Origin of the sequence: Prochlorococcus marinus XMU1412, from assembly GCF_017696315.1 — a bacterium.
Classification (GTDB): Bacteria; Cyanobacteriota; Cyanobacteriia; order PCC-6307; family Cyanobiaceae; genus Prochlorococcus_A; species Prochlorococcus_A marinus_AF.
On record NZ_JAAORJ010000004.1, the window covers coordinates 531,484 to 544,160 of the forward strand.

Here is a 12,677-nt window from a genome sequence, read left to right on the forward strand (position 1 = left end):
ATCAATCTAAACTTACTGAAGTTGGTGGTGGTGAAGGATCTGGATCTGCAATTAGCATATGCTGCAATACAGTTTCTGGCCTCTCACTATCTCTCCAGCGAATTTTGTATGCAGGCATTTTTGTACCTCTACTTGTAGTTTGCTCTACTGGTTCAATAACCCATCCTCTTCTTGATCGGCCTTGAGGATTTCTTTTTACTACTGCATCCGCGTGTTTGAAACGGAAACCAACACGTTCACCACTCATTTAAAAAATTTCGTATTGGATTGATTTAACTATTTTACTTCATTCGAGGGTAATTTTTAACTTTTTTTGGAAGTTATTTCTGGTTTTAACAATGGGAAAGGGATTACATCTCTAATCGATGCGCTATTAGTAATTAACATAATTAGCCTATCAATGCCTATACCTAATCCTCCCGTAGGCGGCATGCCAATCTCTAAAGCATTTAAAAAATCTTCATCTATACAGTGAGCCTCAAGATCTCCTTCATCTCTAAGAGATTGCTGTAATTGCATTCTTTCTCTTTGATCTACTGGATCTATCAACTCACTAAACGCATTTGCCAGTTCTCGACCAACAATGAATAATTCAAATCTCTGGACTATTTCTTTATTATCGTGATGAGGCCTAGCTAAAGGAGAAATTTCAACAGGATAATCAATGACAAAAGTGGGTTCTATAAGTTTTGATTCTACTTTTTGCTCAAAAACCTCATTTAAAAGTCTTCCCATAGTATTTACTTTATTAGAACAATCAACATTGATATTTTTAACGGCTTTTTTTGCTGCTAGAAAGTCTCCACTGAAAGAATCAAAATCAATCCCTGTATATTTTTTGACAATAGCTTTCATGGATATTCTTGACCAAGGCTTAGAAAAATCAATTTCTTTATTTTGATAATTTATAGTTAAGGACCCACATGCATCAGCTACGATATCTTTAATCAATTCTTCAGTTAAATTCATCATATCTACATAATCAGAATAAGCTTCATAAATTTCCACTGAGGTGAATTCTGGATTATGCCTTGTACTTATCCCCTCATTACGGAAGATTCTTCCCAATTCATAGACTTTCTCAAAACCTCCAACAACCATTCTCTTTAAATGTAATTCTGTAGCTATTCTTAAATACAACGGAATATCTAATGTATTGTGATGAGTTATAAATGGTCTTGCTTCAGCACCACCAGCTTCAGATTGCAAAATTGGAGTCTCTATCTCTAAAAAATTTCTATTATCTAGCCATTTTCTTATAAAACTTATACATTTCGCTCTGGTTTTAAATACATTTTTAGAGTGAGGATTAACTATTAAATCTAAATAACGTTGTCTATATCTTTTTTCAATATCAGTCAATCCATGCCATTTATCTGGGAGAGGTTGTAATGATTTGGATAACATTTCCCATTTTTCTACTTTAATTGAAAGCTCACCTTTATTAGTTTTTTTAATAGTTCCATAGACTCCTATCCAATCACCAATATCTACTATTTCCTTGAGATCTTCAAAAGAAAGTAATTTTTGTTTTTCTAAATTGAAATTAATAATCCTTTTATCTAGATAAAGCTGAATCTGACCTTCTTGATCGCTTATTGTGAAAAAGGCAATTTTGCCCATTACCCTTTTTGCCAGAACTCTACCAGCAATAGAAACACTGAAGTCTTCCTCTTGACCATTTTCTAGATGATCAAATTTTTGAATAAGAAAACTGGTAGTATGTGAAACCTTAAAGCTCTGTGCGTAAGAAGCAAATCCTTTATTCACGAGTGAACTAGCTTTTTGTAAGCGCGCTTCTTTAATTTCAGACAAAATTTATTTAAATATATTTGTTTTATTTAATAAAATTATCAGACTATTGCTCAACTTGCCAAAGATGTTGCTGTTTCGCCAACTCTCTGAGATGCGTAACCAATTCCTCTAACAGTTAGTATTAATTCTGGATTTCTTGGATCTGGTTCCAATTTACCTCTTAGTCTTGCAACATATACATCTACAACTCTTAAATCTGCCGCTCTACGAGGAGGATAGCCCCACAGCTGTTCCAAAATTTCTGCTCGAGGAACAACCTTACCAGGTTCGTCAAATAATAACTCTAGGAGACTAAATTCAGTATAAGTTAGACTAATTCTATCTCCAGCTCTAGAAACTTGTCTGCGATTAGTATCAACAACTAAACTTCCAAATTTCATAACTCCTTTGCCTGAAGGAACTTCTTTGGTTTCAGTAACCGATACAGTTGGCCCCATTCTTCTCAAAATTGTAGCTATTCTGGCCTCTAACTCTTTTGGGCTAAATGGTTTAGATAAGTAATCATCGGCTCCTAAATCCAAACCAGCAACTCTCTCTGAAATAGCCTCTAGAGCGGTTAAAAATATTATTGGTACTACTGACTCAGCTCTAATTCTTCTACAAACAGCAAATCCATCCATTTTTGGAAGCATAACATCAAGAACTATCAAATCTGGGGAATCCCTGTGGAAAGACTCAAGAGCTTCTTCGCCGTTAGTGGCTGAATATACTTGATATCCTGCAAGTTGAAGCCTCGTAACTAATACCTTCAAAACTGCTGGTTCATCATCAACAACTAAAATTCTTGCTTTTGACATAGTTAAAAAAAGATTTCTCGATATTTCAAAGCAAAGAACTATTGCATTGAACATTTATTCTAACAATTAAAAATATAACATTACGAACCCTCAAAGAGATATTCCTAAGGTTTACAAACATTTTAAATTAATTGAAAATATATAAATTTTTTCAAGCATTTTTTCCTCTTGGCAAAATTTATTATCACACTTTTCTTCTTGAAAATTTAAACATCCTTATAAGTTGGGAGCAAATAAAGGGAGCAAACAAACCTGTCAAAAAAACTTCAGCTAAGATATTTTTTACACCTGGAATAAACATTAAAAAATTACCATCTGAAGAATTTCTAAACAAAATTTGTGCAAGATAAAGAGTACCGCATAAAAAACTTCCAAAAGAACAAATTAAACCATACCTAAAATGTCCCACCAAAATATCACTATGTGATTTAATTCTCCCAAAGAAAAATCCACAAAAAATTAGGCCTGGAATTTGGGTAAAACTTTCATTTAAAGTTAGAGAATCTAAAATGAGACCTAAAAACAAACCAAATACTAATCCATTAATTGATCCATTAATCATTGCCCAAGGCAATAACCAAAATAACGGCCAATAAGGCTGAACACCTAAAAATCCAAGCCAATTAGGGTGCCACAAAAAAATAATTGGGATAAAAATAAAGCTTATAATGGGAAATTTTTTGGTAAAAAATTTATTCATTAAATATTTACTTTCAAAATTTGTACCCAATCAATTACATGAGGTTTTGCTATAAGTGAAATTTTTGCCGTTTTTTTTGATTTCAACGTCTCATCTATAGATTGGACAATACCAATAGGGATGTTTGGAGGTAATAACGTACTAGCAGGAGATGATGATACAAAATCTCCGACTTTAATATCGGCATCTTTTGAATAAAGTATTAGGCTAGGATAATCATCTCCTAAACCGACTAGTAATCCATTGATTTGAATTCTATCCACCCAAACGCCTAACTTACTTTCTGGAGAAGTTATCAAAGTTACCGACGAAGTGAATAAAGAAGTATTCTTTACTCTACCTAATAATCCACCCGGACCAATCACAATATTGCCAATTTCTACTCCATCCTTTGAACCTTTGTTTAAAATTATTTGTCTCCACCAACCTCCTGTTTTTCGCGAAATAACTGCAGCTGAAATATGTTCATCATTAGATGATTCTTGAAGAGATAAGATTTGTCGCAATCTTATATTATCTTTTGTAAGAAGATTTAACTTTATTAAATATTCTTGATCAATACTCTCAAGAACAATTTCTTTTTGAAATTGACCAGGCCAAAAAGGTTTTGAAATAAAATAATAAAAATCTTTATAAAAAGCTCCTTTTGATATTCTTACAAAAACCAAAAATAAAAAAATTGCAAAAAATAGCCAATTTTTCTTTTTATGCCACCAACGACTATTAGAAATTCGTCGGATACCTAACATAACATTAATCTCTTATGGCATTCCTTATGAATTCTGGAGTGTCAACAACTCTTTTGAGTTTTTTAAAATCATCCAACACCTCTCCACAACCATTCACTACGCAAAGCAGTGGGTTTTCTGCTATGTGAGTAAAAATTCCTGTTTCATCGCTCAATAAATCATTAATGCCTCTCACTAAAGCTCCACCACCTGCAAGCATAATACCTCTATCAACAATATCTGCGGCAAGTTCAGGAGGGGTTCGCTCTAAAGTTCTTTTTACAGCTTCGACTATTTTGCTAAGTGTTTCAGCCATAGCTTCTCTGATTTCTCCTGATGTCAAAGTGACTGATCTAGGTAGACCAGATAAAAGATGTAAACCTCTAACCTCTAAAGTAGTTTTATCAAAATCATCATCTGGAAATGCAGATCCAATTTTTATCTTGATATCTTCTGCAGTTCTCTCTCCAACAACTAAATTGTGAACTTTTTTAAGATAAAGCGCAATTGACTCATTTATCTCATCGCCTGCTATTCGAACAGATTCACTCAAAACAGTTCCTCCTAAACTTAATACTGCAACCTCAGTAGTACCTCCACCAATATCAACAATCATTGTTCCAATTGGCTCAGTTACTGGTAATGATGCTCCTATTGCTGCTGCGACAGGTTCATCTATTAAATGAACTTCTCTAGCTCCCGCTAATCCAGCTTCTCTTACTGCTCTTCGCTCAACACTAGTCACTCCACTTGGAATTCCAATCACTATCCTTGGAGCTACTATCCCCTTGCCTTCATTACATTTTTGAATAAATGTTTTTATCATTTGTTCTGCAGCATCAAAATCTGCGATAACTCCATCTCTTAGTGGTCTTACAGCTCTTATATTGCCAGGGGTCCTTCCAAGCATTAACTTTGCTTCTTTACCAACAGCTAATGGAATCCCTTCTTCTAAATCCATAGCTACCACAGAAGGCTCCTGTAAAACAACGCCTTTTCCTGATACATGTATAAGAGTATTGGCCGTTCCCAAATCTATGCCAATATCTCGAGAAAATTTAAATCTGTTAAAAATCACAATAAGAATTTCTTTTTATAAATAATATATCTATTTTTTGATAAGCTCTCGGAATTCTGACGTTTAGTTATGAATAGCACGTAAAACTTTGAGCAGAAACTAAAAATATGAGTATTATAAAAAAAAAAATTTATGGAAATTAACACTATTAACCTTGTTGGCAGAGCAGGAAGAGAACCAGATGTCAGATATTTCGAATCAGGCAGTATAGTAGCGAACTTCACAATTGCAGTTAACAGAAGAAGCAGAGATGAAGAGCCAGATTGGTTTAATTTAGAAATATGGGGCAAGCAAGCACAAATAGCCGCAGATTATGTGAAAAAAGGATCATTAATTGGAATTACAGGAAGCTTTAAGATTGATAGCTGGAAAGATAAAAATACTGGAGAAGACAGATTTAAACCAGTTGTTAGGGTAGATAGATTAAACTTACTAGGCTCACGAAAGGATTCTGATAATAACCAATATTCCAACAGCAATAACTCAAGTGAAATTCCTTTTTAAGCTCTATTTTTAAGAAATCTAATAAGTATTCTTATAAAAAAATATAAGAAAATTAAAATTAAAATTGGCTTTACAACATATTTGATTTGATCTAAATAAGTTTGAATGATTCGATAATTTTCACCAAATAAATAACCTGAATAAGTGAGAAGTGCTACCCATATTAGACTCCCAAATGTAGTCCAAAGCAAAAATTTTCTCAATGGCATAAGTTCTATGCCAGCAGGAACTGAGATTAAAGTTCTTATACCTGGTACTAATCTGCCCCAAAAAACTAAAGAAACACCGTATTTATCAAACCACCTTTTACTTTTACTTAAATCACTAGGAGAAATACCCAGATATTTTCCTTTTTTATCTAGAAAATTTGAAAGTCTTTTTTCATTTACTAATCTACCTAAATAGTACCAAGGTAATGAACCTAAAATAGTTCCAAGTAATCCCCAAAAAACTAAAATATAGAAATTTAATTTTTGTTGATAAACAAAAAAACCTCCTAATGGCATTATTATTTCCGAAGGAATTGGAGGTATTATGTTTTCCAAAAACATAGCCAAACAAATAGTGAGGTATGCAATTGTTGAATTCTTTTCAACAGCCAAACTAATATAGTCGGGAATTGAAGTAAGAAAATTTACAAAAATTAAACTCAAACTTAGTATCTATAAAGCTCTGGTTTGTAAGGTCCTTCAACAGAGACATTAATATAATCAGCTTGTTCCTTAGTTAATTTTGTTAATTTTGCACCAATTTTATCAAGATGTAATCTAGCTACCATTTCATCTAAATGCTTTGGTAAAACATAAACCTCTTTCGCATATTGCTCGGACTTATTGAAAAGTTCGATTTGAGCTAATACTTGGTTAGTAAAAGAATTACTCATAACAAAACTTGGATGTCCAGTGGCACAGCCTAAGTTAACTAATCTACCTTCGGCTAAAAGAATTATTTTATTGCCACTTGGTAAAGTTATGTGATCAACCTGCGGCTTAATATTTTCCCATGGATAATCTTTCAATGAAGCCACATCAATTTCATTATCGAAATGACCAATATTACAAACTATAGCCTCATCTTTCATCTTGACGAGATTTTCATTTGTAATTACTTGATAATTCCCAGTTGCTGTAACAAAGATATCTATATCTTCCACAACATCGTCTAACGTGACAACGCTAAAACCTTCCATTGCCGCTTGAAGAGCACAAATTGGATCAACTTCAGCAACTTTTACGATTGCACCAAGTCCACGCAATGACTGAGCTGAACCTTTACCTACATCTCCAAAACCCATTACCAAAGCAACCTTCCCAGCAATCATCACATCAGTTGCGCGCTTTATACTATCAACTAAAGATTCGCGACAGCCATATAAATTATCAAATTTGCTCTTAGTTACTGAATCATTAACGTTGATCGCAGGGAAAGGTAAAGCATTTTGCTTTTGCAGTTGATACAGTCTTGCAACTCCTGTCGTAGTTTCTTCAGTGACACCAATGATATTACTTTTAATTCTAGAATAGAAGTCATTATCATTTTCTAATTTAGACTTAATAGAATTGAATAAAGCAATTTCTTCTTCATTACCAGGATTATCTAAAACAGACAAATCTTTTTCCGCTTTACTGCCGAGTATCAATAAACCAGTTGCATCCCCACCATCATCAAGAATCATATTTGGAGAGTCTGAACCCCAATCAAGAATGTAGTGGGTATATTGCCAATATTCATCAAGTGTCTCACCTTTTTTTGCGTATACAGGAATTCCTTGATCTGCAATAGCCGCCGCCGCATGATCTTGAGTTGAAAAAATATTGCATGAAGCCCATTTCACTTCTGCCCCAAGATCAACAAGAGTTTCTATTAAGACTGCAGTCTGAATAGTCATATGCAAACTTCCGGCTATTTTTGCACCTTTTAGTGGCTTTTCTGATTGATATTTATCTCTAAGTGCCATTAATCCAGGCATTTCCGTTTCGGCAATTTTAATTTCTTTACGGCCAAAATCTGATAAGGAGATATCAGCAATTTCATAATTTGGTGTAGGGGTTTTAACTGAATTTGCGATAACCATATCTAGTAAATACATTTATTATTAAACTATAAATGATTTTTGTGTAATTTTGTGTTTGTTGAAAATTTAAAAGAAACTTTAAATTTAGGAAAAAAACTCTCACACAAATTAAATCCACAATCAATTGTTTTATTAAAGGGTCCAATTGGGGCTGGGAAAACTTCATTTGTACAAGGGATTGCTAAAGGCTTATCAATCTCTGAGGACATTACAAGCCCTACATTTGCTTTATCGCATCACTATAACTCCGGAAAAATTCCACTAATCCACCTTGATTTATACAGGTTAGGAAATGTATCTTTAGCAAAGGAAGTTTTTTTTTCTGAAGAAGAAGAAGCAATACAAAGACAAGCTATTTTAGTTATTGAATGGCCAGAATTAATAGAACCAGTTATTGATAATTTCTGGAAAATAGAAATTAGTTACGCAAAAGATTATGGAAGAAACTACGAAATAAGAGATCCCAAAAATTTATTAACCTTTTCATAATATGGCTGTTGCTCGATGGCGCCTTCACCAAGACAAGTTAATAATCCACAAACACCTGCGAACTTAATGCAATCTTCTATCTCTAAATCATTTGTAGGATAGCCAGAAGAAATTAATTTTGAAATAAAGCCAGCTAGAAAAGCATCGCCTGCCCCGGTTGTATCAACAATTTTTTGTGAAGTAGGAGTTTCGGTAATTCCCTGAAATCCGTTGATGCTCCATAAAACAGGATTTTTTCCATCAGTTATTATTACATCTGGTCTATTAGACAGTCGTTGAGATATTAGCAAGGGATTTTCATCCTCAAAAAACAAAATTGCTTCTTCCTTCGCAAGCTTTAAAACATTTGCATGATTTAAAAAATTCTTGATTAAATTAACTCTCGCGGCTTTACTAATTTCGGATGAGAAACTTGTATGATCCCAAAAGACCTCTCTCCAATTCAAATCAATAACTATTTTGACTTCAAATTTATTAGCCTGTTCTATAAGAAAAAAAATAGTCTCTGCTGATATTGGAGATGATAATAAGTTCGTTCCTGTTACCAAATATTTTATTTCTAGAAAAGATTTCTCCAAATTTAAAATTTCTTTTTCTATTAATTTCTTGCTAAGAACTTCGTCTGCATAGCATACATGAGAACTTTCCTCAAAGCCTGAAAAAAAACGATCTCCAAATTGATCCCTATCAACATTAACCACACGAGTAGATGAATCATTATTTAATTGCAAGAAATCTAAATTAACTCCCAATTGATCAAATTGAGAAATAAATTTTTTTCCATAATCATCATTACCCAAACTTCCCATAAAGATTGAATCTATTTTTAATTTTCTCAATGCACAAGCTACATTAGCCGGCGCACCACCCAAAAAATCTGTAAATCCTTTATTTGACTTATTTCTGATTCTGTCTATTAAAGCCTCACCAATACATATAACCTTTTTCTTTTTCATAAAATGAACGCTTTTTCTTAACTAAGAATAATTTATTAAAAACGAATAATTTTTTTTTGAATTAAAGTTTAATTAAAAGCATATACACAGTGTCTTTAAATAAATCTGAAACTTGGAAGTGGAAAAATTGGGAAATTTCTTGGTCTTTATCCAAAGAATCTACTTCTGAAAAAAATATTAAAATTTTATTAGTTCATGGATTTGGGGCATCAAAAAACCACTGGAGACATAATCAAGATTTTCTTGGTAAATTTTCTAACTGCTATGCAATTGACTTATTAGGATTTGGTGAAAGTAGTCAGCCTAGTGCTTTATTAAATTACGAACCTGACAAAGTAAACTCCATTAAATATTCTTTTGACTTATGGGGTAATCAAATATCAACATTTTGTGCAGAGGTAATAAAATCTCCTGTTTACTTGGTAGGAAATTCAATTGGAGGTGTTATTGCATTGAAAGCTGCTGAAATCCTCAAAGATAATTGCAAAGGTATCATTTTGATTGATTGTGCACAAAGAACTATGGATGATAAACGTTTAAAAAAAAGTGATATCTTAATGAATCTACTGAGACCTGTCCTTAAAACGATAGTCAGGCAAAGAGTAATTAGTAATACACTTTTTACAAGAGCCGCTAATCCAAAAGTTATAAAGAAAATACTTGAACAGGCTTATCCTTCAGGAAAAAATATCGATAAAGAATTGATTGAAATACTTTATCAACCCTCCCAAAGGAAAAATTCTAAAGAAGCTTTTCGTGGTTTTATTAACTTATTTGATGACTATCTTGCTACTGACCTTTTCCCTAAAGTTGATTCTCCAATCCAATTGATATGGGGTGAGGAAGATCCTTGGGAATCTTTAAATGAAGCAATAGAGTGGAAGAAACTATTCAGTAATATCAAAAGATTAGACATAATAAAAGGCGCTGGTCACTGCCCTCATGATGAAGAACCCGAAAAAACAAATAAGTTAATAAATGAATTTATTCAAGAAACAAAATAAGCTTCTACATTATCACTAAGTCTTCTTAAGCCTCTTAATCCATCTCTTTCTAAGTTTCTTACTCGATCTCTGCTTATCCCTAGTACCCTTCCTATACCTGTAAGAGACATTGGCTCATCACCATCCATTCCGTACCTCATTCTTAAAACTCTACATTGCAGATCAGGCAATTGATGCAAGAGAGAATGTAGATCACCTCTCATACAATCCATCTCTATTTGTTCGTCTGGTAAATCATCGCCCCCTGCCAGTAAATCTAATAAAACAGTATCTTCGCCATCACCAACTTTAGTTTCAAGACTAACTGGCTGCCCAGCTTTGCACATCAAATCTTTCACATCATCTTCAGGAAGCTCTACGTATTTTGCAAGTTCAGTTACAGTTGGAGTCCTAGACATTTCTTGACTGAGCTCTCTTTGACCTTTTTTTAACTTATTCAACATTTCAGTTATGTGAATTGGCAGCCTAATCGCCCGACTTTTTTCAGCTATAGCTCTTGTAATGCCTTGTCTAATCCACCAGTATGCATATGTTGAAAACTTATAACCTCTGGCTGGATCAAATTTTTCAACTCCTCTTACTAATCCTATAGTTCCCTCCTGAATTAAATCTAAAAGTTCCATGTTTCTTTTTGTATATTTTTTTGCAACGCTTACTACCAATCTTAAATTTGCTGCAACCATTCTTTCCTTAGCTCTCTGACCAGCTCTCAATCTTTTTTTAATTATTGAGGTAGATAAGTTTAATTTGGCCGATAATTCATCAATACTGGGCTTATCTCCTGTTAATTCAATAATTTCTAATTCTGCTCTTTCAACTTCCATGTACTCCTGAACTTGACGACCTAGAGTAATTTCTTGCTCATGCGATAGTAATGGAACTCTTCCTATGTCTCTTAAATATGATCGAACAAGATCTACATCATTACTAGCTTTTATGCTTGCGATTGACGCTAGCTTGTTTTCACTTATTGTTTCAGAAGACATGAAAGTTGAATGATGTTTTGTAAACAATACCATTAAGAAATGTAAAGTTAAACAAAAAAATCCACATTTTTACAAAAATGAGAATAAATACCTACTTAATTTAAACTAATGAAGAGCTTAATAGCCATTTTGCTGTACTTAGATAAATAAATACACCAGCAATATCAGTGACGGTTGTAATGAAAGGTGAGGACATTAAGGCTGGATCCAATTTCATTCTGTCAAACAACAATGGGAGGATTGCTCCTGTTGTAGCAGCTAAAGTTGTTATGGATATTAAACTTATACCCACCGCAGAGGCGATTAAAGGCCCTTCGCCTTGCCACCAAGCGAAGGGAAATACTACAAGCATCATAAAAACACCTAAAAGAGCACCTGTTATCGCCTCCTTAACTACTGCCTTAATTGCTCCAAGAGACTTCAATTTTTGAGTACTTAAACCTCGAATGACAACCGTTGAACTTTGAGCACCAACATTTCCGCCAGTACCTATAAGTAGTGGAATAAATGCAGCTAATAAAACTATTTCTTTTAATATTTGATCATTCATAGCTATAACTTTTGTCGTTAAACCATTTGCCAAAACCAAAATTAATAGCCATAAAATTCTTCTTCGAGCAATCGTAAACAAACTACTTTGAAAATAATCATCTTCATCGCCAGGTTGTACTGCCCCCGCTGCATAAATGTCTCTTGTTGCTTCTTGTTCAATGACATCAATTAGATCATCGACGGTTACTATCCCAACAAGTCTTTTTTCCCTATCAACGACTGGGAGAGCTAAAAAATCATATCTTTGTATTGCTCTAGCAACTTCTTCTTGATTCGTATTAGTAGAGATATTAACTACATCTCTTGTCATAACATCACCAATTGGCTTAGAGGGATCAGCAGTTACAAGGTCTCTTAAGGAGAGAATACCAGTTAAATGTCTTTCTTTATCTGTAACATATAAGCTATAGATAGTTTCAGTGAATGGGGCTCTTTTTCTAACTAAAGAAAGGGCCTCAGATGCTGTTTGCATCTCTTTAAGATCTATAAATTCAGTTGTCATTAATCTTCCAGCAGTTTCAGGCTCATATCCAAGTAATTCAGCTGTTACTTTCCTTTCACCAGGACTAAGAGCAGATAAAAATTTTCGAACAACTTTTGCAGGTAATTCATCAAAGAGTTGAACCCTATCATCAGGGGACATTTTTTCAACGATTTCTAAAACTTCTCCTGAACGCAGTCTTTCTAATAAAGTTTGCTGAACTACTGGATCTAAATATTCATAAACCTCAATTGCTTCATTTTTCTTTAATAATCTAAATGCTAATGCCTGCAATATTTGTGGAAGACTTCCAATAGCATCTGCAATATCAACAGGTTGAGATGGTTCTAAAAGTAACTTTGCCTCATCATAATTTCCCGCAATGAGCAATTCTTCAAGTTGAATAGTAATATTTTCTCTTGTACTTAAATCAGAAGATAACGATGTAACTGTTTCAAGATTATTTTCATTCATACATATAATCCCTTATCAAAGTAACAACACCATTATAAG

The 12,677-nt window shown here is 33.5% G+C and carries 14 protein-coding genes; 3 read left to right on the forward strand and 11 right to left on the reverse strand.

Annotation, left to right across the window (positions count from 1 at the left end):
* Position 1: 1 nt before the first annotated feature.
* The 6 genes from HA152_RS09430 to HA152_RS09455 all read right to left on the reverse strand — a co-directional run bounded on the left by HA152_RS09430 (position 2) and on the right by HA152_RS09455 (position 5,118).
* Entirely contained in the window at positions 2-247 is a 246-nt protein-coding gene (locus tag HA152_RS09430; RefSeq protein WP_011819229.1) for a hypothetical protein, read from the reverse strand.
* A 56-nt stretch (positions 248-303) separates the two neighbouring features.
* Positions 304-1,815 (reverse strand): lysine--tRNA ligase, encoded by a 1,512-nt coding sequence (gene lysS, locus HA152_RS09435; protein WP_209135752.1) that lies wholly within the window; start codon positions 1,813-1,815, stop codon positions 304-306.
* Positions 1,816-1,865: 50 nt separating this feature from the next.
* Entirely contained in the window at positions 1,866-2,612 is a 747-nt protein-coding gene (gene rpaB / locus HA152_RS09440; protein WP_011819231.1) for a response regulator transcription factor RpaB, read from the reverse strand.
* A 184-nt stretch (positions 2,613-2,796) separates the two neighbouring features.
* Complete coding sequence (locus HA152_RS09445) at positions 2,797-3,312, reverse strand: hypothetical protein (RefSeq protein ID WP_209135753.1); 516 nt, start codon at positions 3,310-3,312, stop codon at positions 2,797-2,799.
* Complete coding sequence (gene mreC, locus HA152_RS09450) at positions 3,312-4,061, reverse strand: rod shape-determining protein MreC (protein WP_025928940.1); 750 nt, start codon at positions 4,059-4,061, stop codon at positions 3,312-3,314. The genes HA152_RS09445 and mreC overlap by 1 nt, the downstream gene beginning before the upstream one ends.
* A 4-nt stretch (positions 4,062-4,065) precedes the next feature.
* Entirely contained in the window at positions 4,066-5,118 is a 1,053-nt protein-coding gene (locus HA152_RS09455; protein WP_011819234.1) for a rod shape-determining protein, read from the reverse strand.
* A gap of 132 nt (positions 5,119-5,250) precedes the next feature.
* On the opposite strand from HA152_RS09455, the gene HA152_RS09460 reads away from it, so the two are divergent.
* Positions 5,251-5,622 (forward strand): single-stranded DNA-binding protein, encoded by a 372-nt coding sequence (locus HA152_RS09460; protein WP_011819235.1) that lies wholly within the window; start codon positions 5,251-5,253, stop codon positions 5,620-5,622.
* On the opposite strand, the gene HA152_RS09465 is transcribed toward HA152_RS09460, so the two are convergent.
* Positions 5,619-6,275 carry a DedA family protein gene (locus HA152_RS09465; RefSeq protein ID WP_209135754.1) on the reverse strand — a complete coding sequence of 219 codons (657 nt, stop codon included), beginning with the start codon at positions 6,273-6,275 and terminating at the stop codon, positions 5,619-5,621. The two genes, HA152_RS09460 and HA152_RS09465, sit on opposite strands and share 4 nt — an antisense overlap.
* A gap of 2 nt (positions 6,276-6,277) precedes the next feature.
* Complete coding sequence (gene ahcY / locus HA152_RS09470; RefSeq protein ID WP_209135851.1) at positions 6,278-7,696, reverse strand: adenosylhomocysteinase; 1,419 nt, start codon at positions 7,694-7,696, stop codon at positions 6,278-6,280.
* Positions 7,697-7,747: 51 nt separating this feature from the next.
* Between ahcY and tsaE the strand changes: the two genes are divergently transcribed.
* On the forward strand, positions 7,748-8,185 hold the full coding sequence (gene tsaE, locus HA152_RS09475; RefSeq protein WP_209135755.1) for a tRNA (adenosine(37)-N6)-threonylcarbamoyltransferase complex ATPase subunit type 1 TsaE: 438 nt from the start codon (positions 7,748-7,750) through the stop codon (positions 8,183-8,185).
* Here the strand turns inward: tsaE and HA152_RS09480 are convergent.
* A complete protein-coding gene (locus HA152_RS09480; protein ID WP_209135756.1) occupies positions 8,143-9,141 on the reverse strand; it encodes a carbohydrate kinase family protein in 999 nt (332 codons plus the stop codon). The two genes, tsaE and HA152_RS09480, sit on opposite strands and share 43 nt — an antisense overlap.
* Before the next feature lie 89 nt (positions 9,142-9,230).
* On the opposite strand from HA152_RS09480, the gene HA152_RS09485 reads away from it, so the two are divergent.
* Complete coding sequence (locus tag HA152_RS09485) at positions 9,231-10,145, forward strand: alpha/beta fold hydrolase (RefSeq protein ID WP_209135757.1); 915 nt, start codon at positions 9,231-9,233, stop codon at positions 10,143-10,145.
* Here the strand turns inward: HA152_RS09485 and HA152_RS09490 are convergent.
* Both HA152_RS09490 and mgtE read right to left on the reverse strand, forming a co-directional pair.
* On the reverse strand, positions 10,130-11,131 hold the full coding sequence (locus HA152_RS09490) for an RpoD/SigA family RNA polymerase sigma factor (RefSeq protein WP_209135758.1): 1,002 nt from the start codon (positions 11,129-11,131) through the stop codon (positions 10,130-10,132). The two genes, HA152_RS09485 and HA152_RS09490, sit on opposite strands and share 16 nt — an antisense overlap.
* Before the next feature lie 100 nt (positions 11,132-11,231).
* Positions 11,232-12,638: a magnesium transporter gene (gene mgtE, locus HA152_RS09495; RefSeq protein WP_209135759.1), complete on the reverse strand. Its 1,407-nt coding sequence runs from the start codon at positions 12,636-12,638 to the stop codon at positions 11,232-11,234.
* Positions 12,639-12,677 lie beyond the last annotated feature (39 nt).